A 23,080-nucleotide genomic window follows, 5' to 3' on the forward strand; every position below is an offset into this window, starting at 1 on the left:
CTGTGTCCCCCTTTGGCACTTGAGTTCTCTCTGGAAAATTCAGCTGTGCATACTACTTCTATTCATATGAGGTGTATACCGGTTGTATGTGTTCCGCTCAGGGATCGAGTGCCGAAAATTGGAGACTTGGGCAGCAGGAAGTATCGTAACAAGGCAATATTCACGAAAACGCCTTCATTGTTCGCAAAGCTTGTTTGGACAGGCAAAAAGCCCTTTACGTACGGAGGTGAAAACGGTATACTTAATACTAAAGTTGCAATTATGAAATTACGTTTCATCTGATGAAACTAGCGAACAAGGACACGGAACGATGAAGGCCTGTTCTTCCACTTAAATGAACTTTATCTTCATCTCACCGACACATTTTAAGGAGGTACATGTATGTCAGCCAAGAACCATTTCTCCGCAGCCCGCAGTCTTGAGGTCGGAGGCAAGTCTTACCGCTACTACAGTCTCGATGCTCTTCAGGAAGGCGGCTACGGCGACCTTTCCAAGCTTCCCTTCTCCATTAAAGTGCTGCTCGAAGCAGCAGTTCGTCAGTTCGACGGACGCGCAATTACCGAAGAACATGTGAAACAACTTACCGGCTGGGCAGAAGGCCGTGACAATAACAAGGAAATTCCGTTTATCCCTGCACGTATCGTCCTGCAGGACTTCACTGGCGTACCGGTTGTCGTGGATCTTGCTGCGATGCGCGATACGGTGAAAAAGGCAGGCGGCGATCCAAAACAGATCAACCCGCTCGTGCCGGTTGACCTCGTTATCGACCACTCCGTTATGGTTGATGCATTCGGAACCAACGACGCTCTCGACTACAACATCAAGGTTGAGTTCGAGCGTAACGAAGAGCGCTATCGTTTCCTGCGCTGGGCACAAACGGCATTCAACAACTTCCGTGCTGTACCACCATCCACAGGGATTGTTCACCAAGTTAACCTGGAGTACCTGGCTTCCGTCGCTGCAACCAAAACGGTTGACGGCGAAACCGTCGTGTTCCCGGATTCCCTCGTAGGTACGGACTCCCACACCACCATGATCAACGGACTCGGCGTTGTTGGTTGGGGTGTTGGCGGAATTGAGGCCGAAGCAGGAATGCTAGGTCAACCACTGTACTTTGTAACACCTGACGTTATCGGCTTCAAATTGACAGGCAGCCTGAGCGAAGGCGCAACAGCTACAGATCTGGCACTCACTGTCACTCAAATGCTTCGTAAAAAAGGCGTAGTCGGCAAATTTGTCGAGTTCTACGGTCCAGGCCTTGCCAACATCAGCCTCGCTGACCGTGCGACTGTTGCCAACATGGCACCGGAATACGGCGCTACGATTGGTTTCTTCCCTGTCGATAGCGAGACATTGAACTACATGCGCAGTACAGGACGTTCCGACGAGCAAGTGGATCTGGTTGAAGCTTATTACAAAGCACAAGGCATGTTCCGGACTTCCAGCACGGTTGATCCAGAATTCACCGACGTGATCGAGCTGGATCTCGCTTCCGTGGTACCAAGTCTCGCAGGTCCTAAGCGTCCACAGGATCGCATCGAACTGACGCAAATGAAAGAGAGCTTCAACAGCATCATTCGTACTCCGGTCGATAAAGGCGGATACGGACTGAGCGATGAGAAGATTGAAGAAACAGTGCCTGTGAAGCACCCTGACGGTTCCACTAGTGAACTGAAAGCAGGCGCGGTTGTGATTGCAGCCATCACAAGCTGCACCAACACATCTAACCCAAGCGTTATGCTCGGAGCGGGTCTACTTGCGAAAAAAGCGGTTGAGCGCGGTCTGACCAAACCAGGCTACGTGAAAAGCAGCTTGACTCCAGGTTCCCTCGTTGTTACCGAGTATCTCGAAAAATCAGGCCTGATCCAATATCTCGACAAGCTTGGATTTAACGTTGCGGGTTATGGCTGTGCAACTTGTATCGGTAACTCCGGTCCACTGCCAGACGAGGTAAGCGAAGCCATTGCCGAGAACGATATGACTGTAGCGGCTGTGTTGTCCGGTAACCGTAACTTCGAAGGCCGTGTACATGCTCAGGTAAAAGCCAACTATCTGGCTTCTCCTCCACTCGTGGTAGCTTACGCTCTCGCGGGAACGGTCAATATTGATTTTGCTACCGATCCAATCGGTTATGATACGAATAACGAGCCTGTCTTCCTGAAAGACCTCTGGCCTAGCTCCGAGGAAATCAAGGATGCGATTGCAAGCTCACTGAATGCTCAGATGTTCCGCAACAAATACGAGAACGTATTTACAGCCAATGAGCGCTGGAATAACATTCCTGTACCGGAAGGCGAACTGTATGAGTGGGATCCAAACTCCACGTACATTCAGAACCCGCCGTTCTTCCAAAACCTTGGCGACAAGCTGACTGATATTGCAGACATCCGCTCTGCACGTGTTATGGCCTTGCTTGGTGACTCCGTAACAACGGACCACATCTCTCCAGCGGGTAATATTGCTCCATCCAGTCCAGCCGGATTGTACCTGAAAGAGCATGGCGTTGAGCGCAAAGACTTCAACTCCTACGGCTCACGCCGTGGTAACCATGAGGTCATGATGCGCGGTACGTTTGCCAACATTCGTATTCGCAACCAGGTGGCTCCGGGTACGGAAGGTGGTATTACGAAGTATCTGCCAACCGATGAAGAGATGTCCATCTACGATGCTTCCATGAAGTATCAGGATGAAGGTCAGAACCTGATCGTTATTGCAGGTAAAGAGTATGGTACAGGCAGCTCCCGTGACTGGGCGGCTAAAGGTACATTCCTGCTTGGCGTAAAAGCCGTTATCGCAGAAAGCTTCGAGCGTATCCACCGCAGTAACCTGGTGGGCATGGGCGTAATGCCTCTGCAATTCCAGGAAGGCCATGGCTGGTCCAGCCTGGGTCTGAACGGACGTGAAACGTACGACATTACAGGTCTCAGCAATGATGTGAAGCCTGGACAAGAGTTGACCGTTACGGTAACCCGCGAAGACGGAACCAAGTTCGACTTCCCTGTTATCGCTCGTCTGGACAGCATGGTTGACGTAGACTACTACCACAACGGTGGTATCCTGCAAACTGTATTGCGTCAAATGATGAAAAAAGCTTAATTGCATTAACAATTAAGATGATGCATTAACATAGAAAAGCTCCCCGCCACGTGCGTTCAGCACGAGATGGGGAGCTTTTTTTGATGATTTTTCTTTTAATAGGCGGCTTACTTCTAAAAATCTATTCTTATTCCAACTTCCGAATCATCAGGCGGCGAAGGAATGCGATATATCCCCCTGCATTTTAATTTCTCCACGTTGATCCAGTCCATGAAGTCATCTCCTCCGTAACTCCGTACAAAAACGGCGTATTCCAAATTGCCCTCATGATTAATGGACTCTGTATATTCTGTAAATGGATGCTTCCCCTCTATACTTTGCAAAAAATCGGAAAATTCACTTCTCCACTCTTCCATCTGCTCTGCATATTGATCGGGGACGTAATAATAGAAACCATCTGGCGTATAGTACGAAATTTTCATAATCATTCTTATATCCTCCTACAGTTACCGATTAAAGTTTCAAGATCTCCATACCTTCTTGCAGTTGTTCTGACACAGCAGTGTAATATTCAATGCCATATGCGAGTTCTTGTTTTGTTTTATGTACGAGATAATAGGAATATTTCTGCATCAGTTCAGGTCCGGTCAACTCAATAGGTAAGTGAATGATTTCAACATCCTCCCTGTCGAAATAATAACGATACCCTCGCTCTGACCGGCCAACATTCATTACTGTTTTTATGACTAATAACTCATCACGTGTGCAGCTGTTAATCAACTCTGATCTTTTCTGTTCTAAAGCACGCACGATTTCTTTGCCGAGATGATTCTGCTCAGCTTCAACCATTTCACTTTCGATTTCCATGATAGCTCTCATTCTGCCTGCCAAGCTTACAGCTAATGAATATAACAATAAATATCCTCCTTTGTTAAAATGTAGTTTAGTAATCTTTGGTCCTACTCTACCGCAATAGGGAACCCATTCGCAAACCCTCTCAAGACTTGTGTTATCCAATTCCGGTATAATGACAAAAAGACAGAAAAAAGCTTCCCACCACAGTATTAAAACGTGATGAGAAGCTTTATGTGATGCATATAAGATTGCTCTGTTTCGTTCATTATCTTCCTAGTGTCCAATATGGTGTGAAGCCTCATCCAGCAGCTGCATTGTACCCATGATCAGGAACAGACATGACATAATGATCAGTGAGCCTCCGACCCACCTCGACATGATCACTCGTTCCGCGATCTGACTGCTCGAGCCATCTGTTACACTTCGTGGGTACACAAGAAACATCAAACCTGCGCTCATCAATAGTAAAGTGACTAGGATCATAATTTTCCTCCTTACACAGGACTCTCCTTAGGGTTATACTCCTTCTTCACCGTTCGGGATTCTCCTCCAATCAGCAACCGTTTCATGCCAAGAGCCATGGTAAACAGAATATATCCTATCACCCCGCCTAATGTATTTAGCATCAGATCATCCACATCGAATATGCCCATGCCAGTGAGCAGCTGTGTTACCTCATAGCCTAAACTTAGAAGCAGAGACGACAGAAATACGTTCGCCCCTGACAGCAGCTTGTTGCCCAGCAGCATCGGAATGAACATCCCCAGTGGAATGAACGCAATCACATTGCCCACCAGATGGATTGCAGTACCTGGACGATGGAGTGACAGGCTGTTCCAATCTCTTGAGATTTCCTGAAAAGGCGTCAGGTTGACGGTTCGTGTATGAATCAGATCCGGTTGATGAAGGAAAGTCATAAGCTGGACCCGGACAACCTCGAAGTCGACCGGTCCCCCTTTGAAGAGAATAAGCTTGGTTAGCAGATATAAATAGATGATTAACGCGGCAATCCAAAGGATTTTATGTTTGAATTTTCTCTGCCTCATGCTGAAGAACCTCCTTTGTGCAGCCCTGTTACTCCTTTACTGTGACAATGACTCCATCCTTGTTATCTCCCGATATGTCATAATGGCCATGCTCAGGTATGTATACGGTCGTATCCCCGGCTGCCCGGTAATAGCGGATATGATACTTCTCACCTTCCACTTCAACCATAATGTTATCTTTCTCTTTTAGCAAATCCAGATACTCTTCCAGCACCAGGTTATTCTTATACATGACAGCACTATGCGGAAGTCCGACATATCGAAAGTGCCAGGGTTCATATTGAATCCCCGTGAGACTCACCTTGTCCTTCGGATAACGGAGGATAAATCCATATTTCCAGGCATTCTTCTCGAGCCAGGCACCCTCTGGCGCTTCATCCATGGTCGCCAGCGTGGAGCCGATATCCATGGATAATCCGAGATTATGCTCACTGTGTCCTGCCGGAAGCGCGTAGTCTGATCCCTTTTCCTGATAAAGTTCATTCTGCTTGGCGAAGTCTCGATATCCGCTGCTGATGAGAAAATAACGCACTCCCTCTTCACCCGCCGCTTCAATCATCTTTTGAAAAGCATGGGCTACCTCTCTCGAGAGCAGTATGTTTTGATCCAACAATCCGTATCCACGGACCAGATCGTCCTGCTGTGCCACATTTATAATATCGGTTTTGATGCCTTCTTGATGAACCGGATAGGTTGAATTAACAAGCAGCAAGTTGCCCTTATGTACTTGATCCTGAATATTACCGGTGATGGATACGGTATCCCCCGTATGATTTTCATGCTTGTCCTGAATTTCAATGATCATCTCATCCTTCTGCTGAAAAGCTGCCGGCGATCTGGTCATCACATACCCGATCAAAATGATGCATAGCAAAAAGCCCCACTTCTTCATCCTTGCTCCTCCTTTGCCTCGTACAATCAAGGATAGAGAAAACTAGTTAAAGAAAAAGCAGGGCATTTTTAAAGTTTTTCTTAAATTTGACGGCAAACCTCATTCCATTGCTGGAAGGCGCACCTCAAATAAGGTCTGTACCACATCACTCTGAGCAGCAATAGTCCCGTCATGCTGTTCCACAATATTTCGGGCAATAAACAGGCCGAGACCTGTCCCACCCTCCTGAGGAGTCCGTGCACGATCTCCGGTGTAATACATATCGAAAATATGCGGCAAATCCTCCGGGTGAATATGCCCTCCATAGTTAATAACCTGAATGACGACCTGACCTGCTTCCCGGTATCCCTTCAGGTCCACATAGATGCCATCCTTGCCATGGCGTGCAGCATTAATTAGCAGGTTCTCAAACACCCTGGCGAGCAATTCTCCGTCTCCGGAGATGGTCAAATCCGACTCGATGGTTAACCGGGTGAGCAGACGATTCTTCTCAAACACAGGATATAATTCTTCATTCATCTGTTTCAGCAGTTCGCTAAGATCCAGCCGCGTTTTCTGTATTGGCAGCATGCCATAATTCATCCGGGTAATTTCAAACAAACTATCAATCAGCTTCTCCAGCCGCTGGGATTTGGTAAAGGCAATCGATGTAAAGTGTCTGACCTGTTCCTCTGTCAGCTGATCATCCTTCATGAGCAGATCCAAATACCCAAGCACAGAAGTCAGAGGTGTTCGCAGGTCGTGTGCCAGATTAACGACGAGCTGGTCCTTGCTGGTTTCGGCAAAATCCCCCCGTTCTACCGCCTCCCTAAGCTTCTCACTCGCCAAATTCACATCCTCCGCGATTGTACCCAGTTCATCCTTCGAAGAGATCTGGACTCGATGCTGGAAGTCTCCATTTGCCAAATGCCTGATCCCTGTGGAAATGTCCTTGAAATAGGTCACATAGGGCTTGGTAAACCAGAAGAAAAACAGAATGGCGAGCGGGATGAATAAAATGAGGAAAAAATAGATATCTCCAATGCTTTTCATAAAATGGCGATATTCGGCAAGCTGATCTTCTGCTCTCACACCTGAATAATAAGCCTGCAAAAGCTTGTAAATCCCATAGGTGATCGCGCCAGAGGCCAGCATGCTCAGACCCAGCAGCATAATCATGGTTGTCCGAAAACTTCTTCGTTTAGTCATTAAATGTATACCCCACGCCCCAGATCGTTTTGATAAACTTGTTCTTGTCCAGATCTTCTCCGAGCTTTTTGCGCAGGGTTCGAATATGGACCATTACAGTATTGCCGCTCTCGTAATAAGCCTCTCCCCATACCTGTTCAAAAATGCTTTCCGCGCTGAACACCTGCTTGGGGTGGCTCGCGAGCAGATACAGAATGTCGAACTCCTTCGGTGTTAGTTCCACTGGTTTGCCGTAGAGTGTTACGCTATGCTGATCCGGCGCGATGACGAGTCCGCCCTTCTCCAGAATGGAACGCTGGACAGGTACAGACTGACTGAATTGCAAGGAACGACGAAGCTGGGAGTTCACCCGGGCTACGAGCTCCATGGGATTGAACGGTTTGGTCATGTAATCATCAGCGCCCATCACGAGACCCGTAATTTTGTCCATATCCGACGTTTTGGCACTCAGGAAAATGATTGGCATGTGGTGCTGTTCCCGAATTTTGCGGGTGACCTCATAACCGTCCATGCCTGGCATCATAATGTCCAGGACTGCCAAATCGATCGCTTGTGTCTGAATGGCGTGCAGGGCCGACTTGCCATCGTATGCCGTGACGATGTGGTATCCTTCTTTTTGCAAATGCAAAGCAACCAGATCAGCGATCTCAACTTCATCGTCCGCAATCAGAATCGTAATTCGCTTCATTGCTTATCCCACTCCTATATGTGATGCTCAACAATATAACATATCTGAATCCAACATATAAATCATTGAGAGGAAACCTTTTTATGAAATTGGACCGTTTATTAGCCATCGTTGTACTACTAATCAATCGCGGCCGTGTACAGGCCAAGGATCTGGCAGACACGTTTGAAGTTTCTATCCGCACCATTTATCGTGACATTGATACCCTGGGCCAGGCAGGCATTCCTGTCGTGACGTACCAGGGCATGAGCGGTGGCATCGGCCTTGCGGAAGGTTATCGTCTGGATCGAAACGTATTGACCGACCGGGATCTGGCCTCTATTGTTACCGCACTGCGCAGTGTCTCCACATCGCATACCAATGTTGCACGGGAACTGTTGATGGAGAAACTAAGCAGCATTGTGCCGGAATCCAAAAACGATGACTTTCAGGCCGAAACCAATCGTTTCATTGTGGATTATTCGATGTGGACCCACCCGGAAGCGCTACAAAACAAACTGCAAATCATTGAACAGGGACTGGATCAGCTGCGTTCAATCACCTTTACCTACTGCAGCGCCGAAGGAGCCCAAACTCACAGAACCGTCGATCCTCATACCCTAGTTCTTAAAAAGCACTCCTGGTACCTCTATGCGTTCTGTCATGAGCGTAATGAGTTTCGCATGTTCAAACTGGTCCGTATGCAGGACGTGACACTTGCTCATGGAAGCTTCGAACGCAAACCCATCAACCTGCAGGACAGGCCCTGGCAGCAGGAATGGGCGACTCCAGGGAACACGGTTGCCATGACGATGAGATTCCACGCCCGTGTCCGTCATATCGCCGAAGAGTGGTTTGGCATAGAGAACGTGATCCCCGACGGCCAGGGATATTATATAAGTCAGGTGGCTTTTCCAGAAGATAACTGGCTGTACGGGTTCATTCTTGGCTTTGGCGGAGATGCAGAGGTATTGGAGCCTCTTCATATACGTGACGAGATTCGCCGGATTGCAGAACAAATCGTGCAAAATTATACTGCTCCTCCGCAAACCTGACAGACTGATGTCCAGTTCCTCTCGTTATACTTCATCTATATTCAAGCTTTACATAACGAGGAGGAATTGTGAATGAACGTCACTATATGCCAGAGCTGCGGAATGCCGCTGACCACCCCTACCCAATTCGGAACGGAAGCAGATGGAAGTGCAACCCGTGAATACTGCATCTATTGCTACAAAGAAGGCATGTTCCAACAGCCCAACATTACAATGGAAGGCATGATTGAGATGTGCACCGCGATCCTCATGGAAGAAGGTATGGGTGAGGAATCAGCGCGGGCAATGCTGCGCAATCAGCTTCCCTTTTTGAAACGATGGAGCCCCTCCAATCCAGAAGGTAACAACAATAAGCACTCCGTTCAACCTGTTCGATATGTTACACTTCCTGGCAAACGCCTGGCTGGCATATCGGCTAGAACGACCAACGCGATCGAGATGAGCGGCCATGGCTGCATTCAGGATCTGTGGAGCCGCTACTTCTCATCAGGGCACATCCCTGCACCGGAAGCACCCCGATACGGCTGCTATACAGATTATACCGATGGTATACACGGGGAATACACCATCCTCGTAGGCCACGAGGTAGCTGCAGATGAAACGCTACCTGCTGGCATGAACTCGGTTGAATTGCCACCAGCAACATACGCCGTATTCACCTCCCGCAAGGGTCCAATGGCAGAAGTTGTAGGTGAAGCATGGGGCGCCGTTTGGGGCTGGAGCAATCAGAATGAGCGAACGTTTACCGGTGATTTCGAGTTATATGATGAACGGAGTATGGATCCTGCCCATGTTCAGGTCGATATCTATATTGCGGTAAATCAAGCTAGGCCAACTACAGAACAGTGACATCTTTCATTTACATGCGTTGATAACGTTACACAAGCCGTCCAGTTCGCTGGATGGCTTTTTTTTGTGCAACTCCCTGTTTCACCTGCAAAACACGTATAAAACTCCCCCCTTCTCGCTCACCACAACCGACTATGGTACCAAGTTAGTTAGCTTCAACGATACCTACTCTCCCAGATAATTTGTCTTATTTTCGACATAATTGACATTCCTAAAACTGGGACTATTCACTTAACAACCGATTCGTTCCTCCCATATCAAACCCTTTATTTCAGGTTCTTTTCTCCTGAATTTCCCTCAAACCGTTTACATCTCCTGAATACGGGGTAAAATCACTACAATCCAATTGGAATTACGTCATAATTTCCCGATTTCGTCTAACAAGTCACATGTACCTATATGCGCACTTGGAACGACTACCTGTTTAAATACATAGCCCATATAAGATGAATTTAATATTTATAGGCTCAACTTATATATCTAACCCAAAAGGAGGAACCAAGATGATCCGCATGCCTATTCAGCAAATGATCCCGTACCACCACCAATATCCGCGCAACACGGCGACCACTGCTCCCAAAAAGGAGAATGAGAACACTCAAGGTCTATCCTTTCACGAGATTCTGCAGCAAAAAATGGCTCAAAAGAACGCATCTCCTTCCATGCGATAAAATGAAACCTGACTGTATTGGAGTCTGATTATAGAACCGTCCTTCTGCCGTTTGGCGGAGAGACGGTTATTGGCGTTGGTTTAAACGCTGTACAGTTCCCGGTCGCATTTCTATAATAGATTAAATATCTGCAGCACTCACGACTCACAAAAAGAAGCATTGGCAAAGGGGATGTCATTATGATCACGATCGGCTGTTATCACGCTCACTACTCCAACATCGCACTCATTGAAGAGGCGCTCGCCTCCTATGAAGTGGAACTTGTGCATTATGTCGATCCCGGTCTGGATCGCCTTAAGCAGGATAAGAACTTCTCAGAGGCTGTCATTCGAGAAAAAGTATCCCAGACATTAAAGTGGATTGCCCAGTGTCATGCAGATGCCATTCTGGTCACCTGCACCCTGTTTGCCGCAGTACTGGCGCACGAAGCACAGCATGTCTCCATCCCCGTTATCGGTATTGATGATCCATTATTGCATAAGCTGCAGCAGGATTCGCAGGAATACATTCTTGCTTTTACCAATGCAGCAACGGTTGAAGGAACGATGGCGCGGATCAATGAAGCACTACAGCAAGGTGAAATCAACGAGCAGGCAAACGTTGCCGCCGCTTCGAGAACGAAGGCCGCATTAATTCCTGGTACATTTGAGCTGATCATGCGCGGCGATAAGGAAGGATATATGGAGATGGTGACTACGGGCCTGCAGCAGCTAGCTGTACAGTCACCAGAGAAAATAATTGTAGCTGCTCAGCTGTCCATGGCTCCCGCGGCTGCCCTAGCTTCAGCAAATACGGGTAGTGAGATTTACAGCCCGCTCGAATCGCTGGCATCTTATTTGGAGCAGCAATTAAATATTGGTAGGCGTTAGTTAGGGTTATTCCGAGGAATGAAAGCTACCTCTGCCTTTCACGCATTAAAAAGGCTCTCGAAGGAGGGCCTGCACTCGTAGGAATACCTGACGCCAACGCTGTGCAGGAGCAGCCATTAGCTAGCTCCAACATAGAAATATCCGGAAGTTTACATTTCTTATCAACGAAGCTAAAGGATTACAACCAAAAAGCCGTTCTTCTCCCAGTAGTGGAGAGAACGGCTTTTAGTTATCTTAGGCTGCTTAAATTGCGCTGTAACGAGCTTAGGATCGAGTCCGGTATTCCTCAGCCTTCTCCTGCATCCCGGCTGCTACAGCCTCATTCTCGGACAAGCCCTTGTCTGCGGCAAAGGCACGAATATCCTGCGTAATGCGCATGCTGCAAAATTTAGGCCCACACATGGAGCAGAAATGGGCCTCCTTGGCCCCTTCAGCCGGAAGGGTCTCATCGTGATAGGATAGCGCACGTTCCGGATCCAGTGACAGGTTGAACTGATCCCGCCAGCGGAATTCGAAGCGGGCCTTCGACAGCGCGTCATCCCGGCGCTGTGCACGCGGATGGCCTTTGGCCAGATCAGCGGCATGTGCCGCAATCTTGTAGGCAATAACGCCTTCCCGAACATCATCCTTGTTCGGCAGGCCCAAGTGTTCCTTTGGTGTCACATAGCAGAGCATCGACGTTCCGAACCAGCCGATCATCGCCGCTCCAATGGCTGAGGTAATATGGTCATAGCCTGGTGCAATATCGGTTGTCAGCGGACCGAGTGTATAGAATGGTGCCTCCTTGCAGATCTCCATCTGAAGGTCGACATTCTCCTTGATCTTATGCATCGGCACATGTCCTGGCCCCTCAATCATCACCTGCACATCATGCTTCCATGCAATCTGTGTCAGTTCACCGAGCGTAGCTAGTTCAGCCATCTGGGCTTCGTCATTGGCATCATAGATGCTGCCCGGGCGGAGTCCATCTCCGAGAGAGAAGGCTACATCATACCTTTTCATGATTTCACAGATTTCCTCAAAATGCGTGTACAAAAAGTTCTCCTGATGATGTGCAAGGCACCATGCCGCCATAATGGAACCACCTCTTGAAACAATGCCGGTCATCCGTTTGGCCGTCATCGGTATGTAACGCAGCAGCACGCCTGCATGGATCGTAAAGTAATCCACACCCTGCTCTGCCTGCTCAATGAGCGTATCCCGGTACAACTCCCAGGTAAGTGCCTCGGCTTCGCCATTCACCTTCTCCAGCGCCTGATACAGCGGCACCGTCCCAATCGGTACCGGGGAATTACGGATGATCCACTCCCGGGTGGTATGGATATCCTTGCCTGTGGAAAGATCCATTACCGTATCGGACCCCCATCGTACCGCCCAAGTCATTTTCTCCACTTCTTCTTCAATCGAAGAGGATACGGCAGAGTTGCCAATATTCGCGTTGATCTTCACGTGGAAATGACGTCCGATCAGCATCGGTTCGCTCTCCGGATGATTGATATTCGATGGCAGAATGGCCCTGCCGCTCGCCAGCTCTTGCCGGACGAATTCCGGCTCCACGCCCTCACGGATAGCAGCAAACTCCATCTCAGGCGTAATGATGCCCTGCCTCGCATAATGCATCTGAGTGACACAGCGTCCGGATTGTGCACGCAGCGGTTTGCCGCGGAGGCCTGGATATTCTTCAGCTCCGGTTCTCTTCCCTCCTGGCTTAAGCCCGTTATCCTCCGGTTTGACGGTACGTCCCTGGTACGCCTCTACATCGTTACGTTCTGTGATCCAGCGTGCACGCAAAGCGGGCAGACCTGCCCGGATATCGGCGTGAAATCCGGGATCCGTCATAGGGCCGCTCGTATCGTACACGCGAAGTGGCTCGTTATGCTCCACCCCTTGGGGTGTATTCGTGTCATGAAGGGCAATTTCACGCTCGGGTACTGCAATGTCCGGACGCGAGCCCTGAATGTAAACTTTGCGGCTGCCGGGAAACGGTTGGACCCGTCCCGCCACCACTGCTCCCTTTTCCAATCCCTGTCCTGAATGTTCCTGTACCGTTGTTCTGTTGTTTGTATTCATCGCTACCTCTTCCTCCTCGTTGGTCGTCCCATGGATGGGCCAGTTTGATTGCTCGTGCACCCGTTCCATATCATCCACGCATAGGCAAGAAAAGAGCGGCCAACTTCCGAAGAAAGAACATTACAGCGGCATAGCTCAGACCGAATCTGGCCTTGGCATAAGTGGGTTATACCCAACTCCAGCTCCCCCGCAAAAGAAGATACCCCCCCTCTGCTGCGGATGATCGCTTGACACTGTATATAAAAAAGCCGGTTCCCGAGGGAACCGGCTTATGTCCATCACCCATAACAAGCAAGCCTGATGCCAAGCTCCTACAAGTGGAGACATGCCAAAGGCTAGATTATGCAGGTGTTCGTGGTTATATCGCCGATTACTTCCCTACGCTGGTATGATCCAGATCAGGTGCAAAGGGTCCGGAATCTCTTGCGATCCCGTCTCAGTCCGGACAATTCGGACTCCCCTAGTAACGTTACAAGTTGCGGTATGTGTACCGCAGTTCCATATTCAATTCATTCCAGCCCCGTCGGGCTGTCCATTACAGACTAGCGCAAGCTCATCAGAAAAACAACCCTTTATATTCCATTGCATGCCGGATCAGGACAACATGAGGCCCATCTGCGCGGCCGCTTCCTTCAGTACAGGTGCATATTCGTGCAAAGTTTCCTGGGACAGGCGGCTAACAGGACCGGATACGGAGAGCGCTGCAGCAATATTCCCCTTCCGATCCATAATGGGCACCGATACTGCAGCCGCTCCAGGCTCACGTTCTTCGTAGCTGGTCGCATATCCATTCTCCCGGATATCTCCCATCTGTGCCAGGTAAACTTCGGGATCGATAAATACGGGCCATTCCGGGCCATTCATCAGTTCCTCCCGGTCTTCTTCCGTCGCAAATGCCATGAGTACCTTGCTGGATGCCCCTACGGAAAGGGGAAGACGTACGCCAACCGGAGCCACCCGCCGAATGGCCTGATCACTCTGAACAGCCTGAATACGGATACGTTCACTGCCGTCCCGCAGGTACAGACTGACCGTTTCTCCCAATCGATCTCTGAGCCGCTCCATTGCAGGAAGCAGCAAAATGGCAGGGTCATCACTGCGGGACATATGAGCAGACAGCTCCCAGATCCGAATGCCCAGCCTGTATTTCTCAGTGGCCGCATCGCGAATGACGAAACCCTTCTCCTCCAGCGTCGCCATCAGACGATGAACCGTACTTTTGTGCAAACCAATCTGGCTCGCAATTTCCGTGAGTCCCAGATCGCTCCGTGTGGTAAAACATAATAATATATCCAGCGCCCGTTCCACAGCCCGGACGGTTAATTTGCGGTCTTCCATGGCATAATGCCCTCCTCATGTTTCATCACATGAAACTTGGTTACATAAATTATATGAGAAACGATCTCATCTGTAAACCAAAATGAGCCAAATCATGATGATAAGAAGTGTAAATATTTTCTTTTTATAAGACTAAATCCCCTGCAATTTGCACCATCAGGAAATGTTACCCATATATCTTTTGAACTATATAACAATTGCGTAACAAATGCCTCCAATCAATTGACTTTGACTATATGGAAACATACGATAAAGATATAAAAGCAAGACTTTGCTGCACATGCCAGCAAGGACACCAAGACATACGATCTAATCTGAACTCGTTGTTATCTTCAATTGATCTTAATAAGGAGGGGCAATCATGTTTCCGACATCCCAGAGCGAAGCCCCGCTGCAAACGAAAGTGTCCGATCTGCCTTCTTCGTTATCACCGAGGCTGATCCGGTTCAAACATATTATCGTAGCGTTGCTGCTCTCCGTTGTATTTTTTCTGCTCTTTTGTTTCATTGCCTTACACGGCTATATTGCCTGGGTATTATCCAACCCGACCGTAGCTCCCGTGTTCTCCAATCCAATGCAGGCCAAGAACATGAAGTATGAGGATATCACGTTCCCGGCAGCAGACGGCAGCCGTACGATGCAGGGCTGGTATATCCCCGCAGACACGGAAGTCAACAAGACCATCATCTTCAGTCATGGATATGGGGCCAATCGGGAGGAAACCTGGGTTCCCATGTATGACCTGGCTCACTATGCCCACCAGCTCGGGTTCAATGTAGTGATGTTTGACTATGGTTTCGCCTCACAGGTGAACAAGGCAGTCGCTACAGGAGGCAAAGCCGAGTCCCAGCAATTGCTTGGTGCGATTCAGTTCGCCAAGCAGCGCGGTGCTCAGGAGCTTGTCGTCTGGGGATTCTCGATGGGCGCAGGCACAGCATTACAGACGGGGCTGCTAACCGAGAACGTGGATGCCATGATTCTCGACAGCACCTTCCTGCTGGAGCCGGATACGCTGTATCACAACATTCATAACCAGATCGATCTGCCGCGACAACCAACTCTGCAGATTATGAATCTGTTATTCCCGGTTCTGAATGGCACCGGATTGCAGCAGATTCCGTATCAGGAAGTCAAAAAGAAAGACTATCCGTTCCCGATCTTCTTCATTCACGGGACGGAGGACGAGAAAGCTCCATATCCGATCGCCGAGCTTCTCGCTGCCAACCAGACGAACACCTACTCAGAGGAATGGATCGTACAGGACGCGCATCATGAGCTGATCTTCCGGGAACATCCGAAGGAGTATCTCCGCCGTGTCTCTACATTCCTGAGTCATGTGACGAAGACAAGCAGCGACGATGTGGAAAATACCAATACCGGTGAATAGAATCTTCCGGTGATCAGAGCCCCTATGGGGCTCTTTTTTTATGCACACATAGGACAACATGGCAGGAGAATATACTTTTGGGACGATTATAAAAGGTTAATCACACACCCTATCCCTTGAAGGGCTGATATTACAATTGAATTGAATGGAGGTTTGCCGCATATGAATTGGTCTGGCTATGGACCCTTGCTACCTCTGCGCATCCTGGAGGAGATAAGGTTCTGGAAGGAGCAGGAGAAAGAGCATACGCTTGTTATTCGGGCACTGGTTCCCGATCTGGAGCCCACTTATGTGAAGCTGCTTGAAGAATGGGCAGTGACGTTTAAAAATACCGAGAAGGTAGCGAGCCAGCTGTTGAAACAGCTGTTACCCGGAACCCATCCGCCTGCCCCGTACATCATCGGATGTGTAGAACAGCTTGTCGCCTCTGCACGTTCACAATCGCGGGAGTTCATCAGGCAGCTGTACGTCCTGCTTGAGCAAAGTGCCGCTGTGCAAGCTGTCCCGCTCGCTAAGGCAGTCATTCTGCATTTTATCCGCGAATCGGAGTATTTCCTCGGCGTACTCGATACCTTAATTCAGCCCGGAATCATGCGGGATACGGCAAGTGATACACCCTTTTCTTTGGAAAAGTATGTTCAATTGTCAGGACGCACCGAGCGCGAAGCAGCAGAGGAGCCGTCATCCATCGCTGGAAAAACGAATGCTCCATCAGCCCTGGCACCTTCATCATCTTCTTCACAGGTGCAGTCTTCAGAGGTCTCCGGTCTATCGTCTTCTTCCGGTACGACAGAGAGCATCACCTTGCCTTCTACACCTCCTGTGAAGGAGAGACCTGTTCCGATTGGAGGACACACGCTGCCTCCTCTGCCCTACGCCTACAACGCACTTGAACCGCATATTGACGAGATGACGATGCGCATTCATCACGATAAGCACCATCAATCCTATGTGGATGGACTCAATACAGCCGAGAAGAAACTGGCAGAGTCACGTAAAAAGAATAATTTCGAACTCGTCAAACATTGGGAACGAGAACTTGCCTTCAATGGTGCAGGCCATTACCTGCATACGATCTTCTGGACGATCATGAATCCCAGAGGCGGCGGCAAGCCTTCCGGATTGCTTGCTGAACAGATCAAACGGGATTTCGGCAGTTATGAGGCATTCAAAAATCAATTCACCGAAGCAGCCAACAAAGTGGAAGGCAGCGGCTGGGCTCTGCTTGTCTGGAGTCCACGGGCACACCGTTTGGAGATTTTACAGGCGGAGAAGCACCAGAACCTGTCCCAGTCCGACATCGTACCTCTTCTGCCGCTGGATGTATGGGAGCATGCCTACTATCTGAAACATCAGAATGAGCGCAAGAAATATATCGAGGACTGGTGGAATGTCGTCTATTGGCCTGCGGTGGCTGAACGTTACGAAACGGCACGTAAGCTGTTATGGCCACCCTACTAGAACCGAAAAGGGAACAAGAAAAAAAAGAGATATCTCCAGCCGGTAGACTGCCAGATATCTCTTCTTCATTGCAATAAAAAAAGCAAGCCTCTTGATTCAAGAAGACTTGCTTGTATTTGGATAGGTCTCTGACGCGTCATGATAGACTAGGAAGCACAGCCCTCGCACGCAACATAGTTGTCCCCAACCTGTTTGCTGATGGCAATCAGGTCACCCAGCTTGATATCTTCCTCACCCGTGAACTCCAGGTCGGCAATACGTGCAACGATCAAAGCCGCAGCTTCTTCCTTGCTTGTTGCCATTTGGCTGAACTCAGACTTCTCGCCTGAAGAAACAACCTCATATTCAAATGTATATCTCAAAGTTTCCATCTTGGCACTCTCCTTCCGAAATCACATCATATCATCTCTATTAACCAATTCCAAGTGTTCTCGAACGATACTAATCGTAGCGCAGTTTCATCTGCTCTGCCGTCCGCCTGACTGCCTCTCGATCAACAGACAATACGCGGTCAGTCTCAGCCATAGGGTATCGATTACGAAGCGTACGGACCAGGGAAGCGGTGTAAGCTGCTGCAGAAGGCACTCCTGCCAGCTCTTGAAGACTCGCCATGGTGCCGGGGCGAACATCGGGATACCCTTCCTGCAGGCCGTCTGCTGCATGCTGATAGAACCTGCGCACCTCTGCCGCCAGCTTGTCTCCATGCCCTTCGACGATAATAAAAGCCGTAATAATATAAGCCTTCGCCTGCCTTCGCTGGGCGATACCGCAAAATTTCAGGCCGCCGACACTGACATCATAATCACCGGGGCAGAAGGCACCCTCGATCTCTCCGGTTCGTGCCTGATTCGACCATGGCGTTAACGACTCGGCAATTAGAGCAGCCATCTCGCGGAAGTCATCGTGAATATTAATAGCACGGGCCGGGTTAGGCAAAATCAGTGAAATGTTAACCACGCCCGGATGAAGAGGCACAGCAGCACCTCCAGAGGGACGAACACAGACAGCGGTTCCCTGCGTTCGCATACCTTCCATTGCCTCTACAGCCTTGGGGAGGCGGCGATCCCGCAGACCTGCAACAAATGCGTAAGGATGACGCCAAATATGGGCGACTGGCAGATGCCCTTCGCCTACACGGCGGCACATCACCTCTTCCCATGCAAATGCCTCGAGCACACTGCTTCCATACCGAAGCAATGGTGTTTCCCAGATCTGTATACGATGCAGCCTGGATGACGAGCTGGACGGAAGCGGCTGCTCTGCCCCAAGCTGTCCGGTTGTGTCTGAATTCAAAGGTACACTCATATTTGCTAACCTCCGACTAAACGAATCTGAATCAGGATATAGACAAGGAAAGGGTTCTAAACATCGCTGGATGTACACAAATGCTCATATAAATAAATAAGCCGGTTCCAAGGGAACTCGGCTTATTAGATGAACCGTTTTAATGATTGTACACGGCTTGAAAGCTTGTCCGGTTCGGGTCTTAATCCTTAACCAAAGACAGAAACTCGGCACGCTGCGCCGTATTGTCTCGGAAGGAACCACGGACCGCGGATGTTACCGTCTTGCTGCCAGGCTTCTTCACGCCGCGGGAGCACATGCACAAGTGCTCACCTTCCACAACGACCATGACACCATGCGGTTCAACAGCCTCGTTCAGAATGTCGGCAATCTGTGAAGTGATACGTTCCTGAACTTGAAGACGACGGGTAACCGCCTCGACTAAACGGGCCATTTTGCTCAACCCGACAATTTTGCCGCTGGGTACATACCCAATATGCACTTTGCCGAAGAAGGGTGCCATATGATGTTCACACTGGCTGTAATAAACAATGTCCTTCACAATGACAAGCTCTTCATGATTTTCGTCAAAGGTCACGCCGAGTACATCGCGCGGGTCCACTTCATACCCGCCAAAAATCTCTTCATACATCCGGGTTACGCGTGCAGGCGTCTCAAGCAGCCCTTCTCGCGTACTATCTTCTCCGATCAGTTTGAGGATCTGTTCCACATGGTACTCGATCTTCTCCCGATTGTCGGATACTTTTGAATTCAAATAATCTTTCACGCCAGCCACTGCCGAACGCCTCCTTTCGAACCACTTGGTGTAAGCCTTCTTTCACTTCCGCATTATGCATAATCGATTATGCAATTTGCTTGCTTACAACTATTATTTTCGGCGGCCCGAGTTTTTACGCGCAGGATGTTGCCCCGGCTGAGGCATCTTCGCGCCAGGCTGCTGGTTCTTCATCATCTGCTGGGCGCGCTGCATTTGCTTGCCATTCAGGTTATAACCCATTTGCTTCGCCATTTTTTGAAGCATGTCGGGATCACTTTGCATTTTCTCGAGTTGTTTACGCAAGTAGTACACCCCGATGAAAAATCCCCCGACCAGACCTACAATCAATGTGATAATCGGTATTACTATTTCCATCTCTTAGACACCTCTGTATGCAATCTAAAAAGCCTGATAATCCGTGTCAGCACCTGATGTCCACTTGCCTGCTTGTACACGTGTCACGGACCGGATTTCCTGAAAGTTATCATAGCATTTCCGCACGATTGGAGCAAACGGATTTTCCAGCTAATAGTTAAAAATCGGTGAACCCAAACTTCGCTTCAACCTGGGGGTAAACCTCTCATGAAGATCCATGTAAGCCTAGGTCATAACCGCCTCAATGAAAACGGTCGTTTCCCTGGCCAGATCCACTTCGACCACATCCAGATCATAACGCGTGCTTCCGCGTGCAACCCGAATGACCGGTCTGCCTGGCAGCCCTCGATGCTGCCGGACAATGACGCCAGTTTCTCTGGTGGACAGCCTGACAGCTGTTCCATTCGGATATACGGATACGCTGCGGTTAAATTCAATCAAAATGTCCCGATCCAGCTTCGTACCCGACATGGCCATCATCTCTTCACAGGCTTCATGCGGCAGCAGGCTTTGACCAGACGAGCCGTTGATCAGGTTATCATAGATATTGGCGGCAGCTACAATTTTGGCAAACAAATGAATGTCCTTGCCCATAATGCCTCTCGGCAGCCCGGTACCATCCACATGCTCATGGTGCTGAAGAGCCGTATGGGCCACGAGCAGACTGAACTCCCGCTTGGACTTGATGACTTCAAACCCCCGCCAGGTATGGTGAAGGGAAGCATTTGCCGCAGAAGCGCTGCCGGGAGGCTCTCCAACTTTGCCGATATCATGAAGCAGCGCACCCACCGCCAGATCCTTCAGCTGATTGTAGTTCAAACCCAAGTTGAGTCCCATCACAGATGAAAGCAAACATACATTCATGGCATGTACGTACTGGGCGTTGTCCTTGGTTCGGATATCCGTTAACTGGACAAGCAGTTCCCGCCCGTTTAATACGTCGTTCAGCAGCTTGTCTATGCTAAGGGCAACCTTTTTCGGGCTCCAGTCTTTCCCGGAGCGTACTGCCTCCAGCGTCACGCTCATTTCATTAATAATAGCCCGCTTCGTGGCTTCATCCAGAATGTCTTCTGTCTCCACATCTTTATACGCTTCATCCTGGATGTACAGCATGGTTACGCCAATACGCTTCAGCGTATTAATCATAAATACGGTGAGCTGGACTCCCGCAGACAACAGGACTGTTCCGTTGCCTGAGTATACGGTTTTGCCCAGACACTCGCCCGCCTCCACACTTTCCACGTTTACATACTTCATGAACGTCCCCCGCTCTTACGATTGCTGCTCCAATGCGAGCAATTGCTCCTTGGTTTGCAGACCGCCTACATAACCTACCAGGGTTCCGTCTTTGCCGCTGATGCGGTGACAGGGAATAATGATCGGAATCGGATTTTTGCTAATGGCATCCAGAACTGCGCGAACAGCTTTGGGTCTTCCGATCGTTTCTGCAACCTGCTGGTGTGTTGAGGCCTCTCCATAAGATATATCGGACAGGACTTGCCATACTTGAAGCTGGAACGGTGTTCCGAGCAGATCCATTTCCAACTCGAAGGATTTTCGCTCCCCGGCAAAATACTGCTGCAGCTGCTTCGCAGCTACGCTCAGCTTCTCTTCGTTTTTCTCGTATCGGTACTCGCCAATCCAGGTTCGGGCCCATTGCTGCAGGTGAGCCTCACGTACATGAAATGCTCCAAAATCAATATGACAGAGTCCCTTTTCCGTAGCACACAGCGTAAGTGTACCAATAGGTGTCAGCACTTCATTATAAAATACCGGGGTACCATGAAGCCCTGTTACGGCCGAAGGTTTCCACGCAGCCGCTTCCTGCTTCACCGGTTGGCCGGATGCATTCGAATCCGTGCCCGTTGATTCATTCTTCTGTTCTTCTTGCTGCTTGTCACTCATTAGCCCAACCTGCGGCTTCTCGGGTAAGGACCCGGACGAACTGAGTCGCTCCTTGGCCTTCTGCAGCATGCTTAGCACGTTTCCATCTTGTTCGTTAGCGGCAGCTTCCCCAATTGCTCTCATTGCGTCTTCTCCTCCAATTCTGCTTAACGCCCAGGCTGCGGTTCCCCGCAGCTCCGGACGCGGATCACGCTTCAGTACCTCCGTCAGCTTCGGTACAGCGCTTTTGTCTTTGAAATTACCGAGTGCTATGACTGCGTTACGCTGAATCGGCTTCTTGCCCCGCCAGGCGGCAGAGCTCTGCCCGAAGCGTTCCTTGAACTCGCGGTTGCCGATATCCAGCAGCGGTAACAGCAGCGGCTTCACAATCTCCGGATCGGGCTGCAGATCGGGATGGTGATCCCAGTTTTTGCCCCGATTCTTCGGACAGACGATCTGACAAGTATCACAACCGTACAGACGGTTGCCTATTTTCAACATGAACTCTTCGTCCACGAACCCTTTGGTCTGCGTTACAAAAGAAATACACCGCTGTGCATTCAATTGTCCCGGACCCACCAGTGCTCCTGTCGGACAGGCATCAATACATTTGGTACATTCCCCGCAATCTTCCGTTACCGGCGTATCCGGCTGGAAGGGAATGTTGGTCACCAGTTCACCAAGATAGATCCACGATCCAAACTTGGGTGAAATGATGGAACAGTTTTTGGCGCTGAAACCAATGCCCGCTCGCTGCGATACTGCCCGGTCAACAAGTGCCCCTGTGTCCACCATGCTCTCAATCATGGCCTCTGGCACCCGTTCCCGTATAAACTGAACCAGCTTGTCCATTGCTTCGCGCAGTACATGGTGATAATCCCTGCCCCAGGCCGAACGGGCCAAAATGCCGCGATATGCACCAGGTTCCGACTTCGGCGGATTAACCATCTTCGATGGATATGCCACAGCGATGGCAATAAGCGAAGCAGGCTCGCCCTCCTTCAAGGCAGGACGCACCCTCTTCTCGATGTCCGGTTCTTCGAAACCGGATGCATAACCGTTGTCCCGATGCTGCTCCAGCAGTGATTTTAACGAAACAAAGGGCTCTGCCGAAGCAAAACCGACATCATCAATGCCCAGCCCGGGGGCAGCTGCCTTGATCTCCTGTTTTAACTGTTCCCACACAGAACCAGCCTGAGCTGCCCCGGTCTGTACGCTCGTCATGTTCTCTTCCCTCTTTTCTTCTCCACTCATATTCACTAAACAGTGAACGCCCGCCTCGCTTGGGAGGACAGGCGTCAATATCGATACACTTCCGTGTGTACCGCATTTAAATTGTGATAAGGGTCTATCTATTTGACGCAAAATGAAGTCC

At 49.6% G+C, this 23,080-nt stretch carries 22 protein-coding genes and 1 riboswitch; of the genes, 7 read left to right on the forward strand and 15 right to left on the reverse strand.

Annotated elements, in window-relative coordinates:
- Positions 1-381: 381 nt before the first annotated feature.
- Positions 382-3,096: an aconitate hydratase AcnA gene (gene acnA / locus CHI14_RS27460; protein ID WP_095293193.1), complete on the forward strand. Its 2,715-nt coding sequence runs from the start codon at positions 382-384 to the stop codon at positions 3,094-3,096.
- A 113-nt stretch (positions 3,097-3,209) separates the two neighbouring features.
- Here acnA and CHI14_RS27465 read toward each other — a convergent pair whose 3' ends face one another.
- The 7 genes from CHI14_RS27465 to CHI14_RS27495 form a co-directional block, all read right to left on the reverse strand.
- Entirely contained in the window at positions 3,210-3,524 is a 315-nt protein-coding gene (locus tag CHI14_RS27465) for a hypothetical protein (protein ID WP_095293194.1), read from the reverse strand.
- A 25-nt stretch (positions 3,525-3,549) separates the two neighbouring features.
- Positions 3,550-3,951 carry a hypothetical protein gene (locus CHI14_RS27470; protein WP_095293195.1) on the reverse strand — a complete coding sequence of 134 codons (402 nt, stop codon included), beginning with the start codon at positions 3,949-3,951 and terminating at the stop codon, positions 3,550-3,552.
- 213 nt (positions 3,952-4,164) lie between these two features.
- A complete protein-coding gene (locus tag CHI14_RS27475) occupies positions 4,165-4,374 on the reverse strand; it encodes a hypothetical protein (protein WP_095293196.1) in 210 nt (69 codons plus the stop codon).
- Between the two features lie 11 nt (positions 4,375-4,385).
- Entirely contained in the window at positions 4,386-4,937 is a 552-nt protein-coding gene (locus CHI14_RS27480; protein ID WP_095293197.1) for a VanZ family protein, read from the reverse strand.
- 28 nt (positions 4,938-4,965) lie between these two features.
- Positions 4,966-5,829: a M15 family metallopeptidase gene (locus CHI14_RS27485; protein ID WP_095293198.1), complete on the reverse strand. Its 864-nt coding sequence runs from the start codon at positions 5,827-5,829 to the stop codon at positions 4,966-4,968.
- 99 nt (positions 5,830-5,928) lie between these two features.
- A complete protein-coding gene (locus CHI14_RS27490; protein WP_095293199.1) occupies positions 5,929-7,017 on the reverse strand; it encodes a HAMP domain-containing sensor histidine kinase in 1,089 nt (362 codons plus the stop codon).
- Positions 7,010-7,705 (reverse strand): response regulator transcription factor, encoded by a 696-nt coding sequence (locus CHI14_RS27495; RefSeq protein ID WP_095293200.1) that lies wholly within the window; start codon positions 7,703-7,705, stop codon positions 7,010-7,012. Before CHI14_RS27495 ends, CHI14_RS27490 begins: the two co-directional genes overlap by 8 nt.
- A gap of 83 nt (positions 7,706-7,788) precedes the next feature.
- On the opposite strand from CHI14_RS27495, the gene CHI14_RS27500 reads away from it, so the two are divergent.
- From CHI14_RS27500 to CHI14_RS27510, 4 genes are all read left to right on the forward strand, one after another.
- A complete protein-coding gene (locus CHI14_RS27500; RefSeq protein ID WP_095293201.1) occupies positions 7,789-8,739 on the forward strand; it encodes a helix-turn-helix transcriptional regulator in 951 nt (316 codons plus the stop codon).
- Between the two features lie 72 nt (positions 8,740-8,811).
- Entirely contained in the window at positions 8,812-9,588 is a 777-nt protein-coding gene (locus CHI14_RS27505) for a zinc ribbon domain-containing protein (protein ID WP_095293202.1), read from the forward strand.
- A 503-nt stretch (positions 9,589-10,091) separates the two neighbouring features.
- Positions 10,092-10,259 carry a hypothetical protein gene (locus CHI14_RS30240; protein WP_164764361.1) on the forward strand — a complete coding sequence of 56 codons (168 nt, stop codon included), beginning with the start codon at positions 10,092-10,094 and terminating at the stop codon, positions 10,257-10,259.
- Positions 10,260-10,438: 179 nt separating this feature from the next.
- On the forward strand, positions 10,439-11,128 hold the full coding sequence (locus tag CHI14_RS27510) for a hypothetical protein (RefSeq protein WP_095293203.1): 690 nt from the start codon (positions 10,439-10,441) through the stop codon (positions 11,126-11,128).
- Positions 11,129-11,392: 264 nt separating this feature from the next.
- Here the strand turns inward: CHI14_RS27510 and thiC are convergent, their stop codons facing one another.
- Together thiC and CHI14_RS27520 are read right to left on the reverse strand one after the other, a co-directional pair.
- Entirely contained in the window at positions 11,393-13,267 is a 1,875-nt protein-coding gene (thiC, locus tag CHI14_RS27515; protein WP_481856463.1) for a phosphomethylpyrimidine synthase ThiC, read from the reverse strand.
- A gap of 289 nt (positions 13,268-13,556) precedes the next feature.
- A riboswitch (TPP riboswitch) is annotated at positions 13,557-13,670 on the reverse strand.
- A gap of 122 nt (positions 13,671-13,792) precedes the next feature.
- Positions 13,793-14,536, reverse strand: coding sequence for an IclR family transcriptional regulator (locus tag CHI14_RS27520; protein ID WP_095293204.1), 744 nt, complete (start codon positions 14,534-14,536; stop codon positions 13,793-13,795).
- Between the two features lie 361 nt (positions 14,537-14,897).
- Here CHI14_RS27520 and CHI14_RS27525 point away from each other — a divergent pair, with 361 nt between their 5' ends.
- Together CHI14_RS27525 and CHI14_RS27530 are read left to right on the forward strand one after the other, a co-directional pair.
- On the forward strand, positions 14,898-15,923 hold the full coding sequence (locus CHI14_RS27525) for an alpha/beta hydrolase (RefSeq protein ID WP_095293205.1): 1,026 nt from the start codon (positions 14,898-14,900) through the stop codon (positions 15,921-15,923).
- A gap of 162 nt (positions 15,924-16,085) precedes the next feature.
- Positions 16,086-17,384 (forward strand): Fe-Mn family superoxide dismutase, encoded by a 1,299-nt coding sequence (locus tag CHI14_RS27530; protein WP_095293206.1) that lies wholly within the window; start codon positions 16,086-16,088, stop codon positions 17,382-17,384.
- 146 nt (positions 17,385-17,530) lie between these two features.
- Here CHI14_RS27530 and CHI14_RS27535 read toward each other — a convergent pair whose 3' ends face one another.
- The 6 genes from CHI14_RS27535 to queG form a co-directional block, all read right to left on the reverse strand.
- Positions 17,531-17,755 (reverse strand): hypothetical protein, encoded by a 225-nt coding sequence (locus CHI14_RS27535; protein ID WP_095293207.1) that lies wholly within the window; start codon positions 17,753-17,755, stop codon positions 17,531-17,533.
- Between the two features lie 70 nt (positions 17,756-17,825).
- On the reverse strand, positions 17,826-18,689 hold the full coding sequence (locus CHI14_RS27540; RefSeq protein WP_095293208.1) for a lipoate--protein ligase family protein: 864 nt from the start codon (positions 18,687-18,689) through the stop codon (positions 17,826-17,828).
- A 181-nt stretch (positions 18,690-18,870) separates the two neighbouring features.
- A complete protein-coding gene (folE, locus tag CHI14_RS27545) occupies positions 18,871-19,464 on the reverse strand; it encodes a GTP cyclohydrolase I FolE (RefSeq protein WP_095293209.1) in 594 nt (197 codons plus the stop codon).
- A gap of 93 nt (positions 19,465-19,557) precedes the next feature.
- Positions 19,558-19,821, reverse strand: coding sequence for a YneF family protein (locus CHI14_RS27550; RefSeq protein WP_095293210.1), 264 nt, complete (start codon positions 19,819-19,821; stop codon positions 19,558-19,560).
- A gap of 225 nt (positions 19,822-20,046) precedes the next feature.
- The gene (locus CHI14_RS27555; RefSeq protein WP_095293211.1) at positions 20,047-21,078 is read right to left on the reverse strand and encodes an HD-GYP domain-containing protein; all 1,032 of its coding nucleotides are present in this window, start codon (positions 21,076-21,078) and stop codon (positions 20,047-20,049) included.
- Between the two features lie 15 nt (positions 21,079-21,093).
- On the reverse strand, positions 21,094-22,929 hold the full coding sequence (gene queG / locus CHI14_RS27560; RefSeq protein WP_095293212.1) for a tRNA epoxyqueuosine(34) reductase QueG: 1,836 nt from the start codon (positions 22,927-22,929) through the stop codon (positions 21,094-21,096).
- Positions 22,930-23,080: the final 151 nt, after the last annotated feature.

It is taken from the genome of Paenibacillus sp. 7516, assembly GCF_002272715.1.
Classification (GTDB): domain Bacteria; phylum Bacillota; class Bacilli; order Paenibacillales; family Paenibacillaceae; genus Paenibacillus; species Paenibacillus illinoisensis_A.

What these genes read in the sequence shown, in the direction of transcription:
- acnA (WP_095293193.1), top strand. Translation starts at nt 382, where the DNA reads ATGTCAGCCAAGAACCATTTCTCCGCAGCCCGCAGTCTTGAGGTCGGA.
- CHI14_RS27465 (WP_095293194.1), bottom strand. Translation starts at nt 3,524, where the DNA reads ATGATTATGAAAATTTCGTACTATACGCCAGATGGTTTCTATTATTAC.
- CHI14_RS27475 (WP_095293196.1), bottom strand. Translation starts at nt 4,374, where the DNA reads ATGATCCTAGTCACTTTACTATTGATGAGCGCAGGTTTGATGTTTCTT.
- CHI14_RS27480 (WP_095293197.1), bottom strand. Translation starts at nt 4,937, where the DNA reads ATGAGGCAGAGAAAATTCAAACATAAAATCCTTTGGATTGCCGCGTTA.
- CHI14_RS27485 (WP_095293198.1), bottom strand. Translation starts at nt 5,829, where the DNA reads ATGAAGAAGTGGGGCTTTTTGCTATGCATCATTTTGATCGGGTATGTG.
- CHI14_RS27490 (WP_095293199.1), bottom strand. Translation starts at nt 7,017, where the DNA reads ATGACTAAACGAAGAAGTTTTCGGACAACCATGATTATGCTGCTGGGT.
- CHI14_RS27495 (WP_095293200.1), bottom strand. Translation starts at nt 7,705, where the DNA reads ATGAAGCGAATTACGATTCTGATTGCGGACGATGAAGTTGAGATCGCT.
- CHI14_RS27500 (WP_095293201.1), top strand. Translation starts at nt 7,789, where the DNA reads ATGAAATTGGACCGTTTATTAGCCATCGTTGTACTACTAATCAATCGC.
- CHI14_RS27505 (WP_095293202.1), top strand. Translation starts at nt 8,812, where the DNA reads ATGAACGTCACTATATGCCAGAGCTGCGGAATGCCGCTGACCACCCCT.
- CHI14_RS30240 (WP_164764361.1), top strand. Translation starts at nt 10,092, where the DNA reads ATGATCCGCATGCCTATTCAGCAAATGATCCCGTACCACCACCAATAT.
- CHI14_RS27510 (WP_095293203.1), top strand. Translation starts at nt 10,439, where the DNA reads ATGATCACGATCGGCTGTTATCACGCTCACTACTCCAACATCGCACTC.
- thiC (WP_481856463.1), bottom strand. Translation starts at nt 13,267, where the DNA reads ATGGAACGGGTGCACGAGCAATCAAACTGGCCCATCCATGGGACGACC.
- CHI14_RS27520 (WP_095293204.1), bottom strand. Translation starts at nt 14,536, where the DNA reads ATGGAAGACCGCAAATTAACCGTCCGGGCTGTGGAACGGGCGCTGGAT.
- CHI14_RS27525 (WP_095293205.1), top strand. Translation starts at nt 14,898, where the DNA reads ATGTTTCCGACATCCCAGAGCGAAGCCCCGCTGCAAACGAAAGTGTCC.
- CHI14_RS27530 (WP_095293206.1), top strand. Translation starts at nt 16,086, where the DNA reads ATGAATTGGTCTGGCTATGGACCCTTGCTACCTCTGCGCATCCTGGAG.
- CHI14_RS27535 (WP_095293207.1), bottom strand. Translation starts at nt 17,755, where the DNA reads ATGGAAACTTTGAGATATACATTTGAATATGAGGTTGTTTCTTCAGGC.
- CHI14_RS27540 (WP_095293208.1), bottom strand. Translation starts at nt 18,689, where the DNA reads ATGAGTGTACCTTTGAATTCAGACACAACCGGACAGCTTGGGGCAGAG.
- CHI14_RS27550 (WP_095293210.1), bottom strand. Translation starts at nt 19,821, where the DNA reads ATGGAAATAGTAATACCGATTATCACATTGATTGTAGGTCTGGTCGGG.
- CHI14_RS27555 (WP_095293211.1), bottom strand. Translation starts at nt 21,078, where the DNA reads ATGAAGTATGTAAACGTGGAAAGTGTGGAGGCGGGCGAGTGTCTGGGC.
- queG (WP_095293212.1), bottom strand. Translation starts at nt 22,929, where the DNA reads ATGACGAGCGTACAGACCGGGGCAGCTCAGGCTGGTTCTGTGTGGGAA.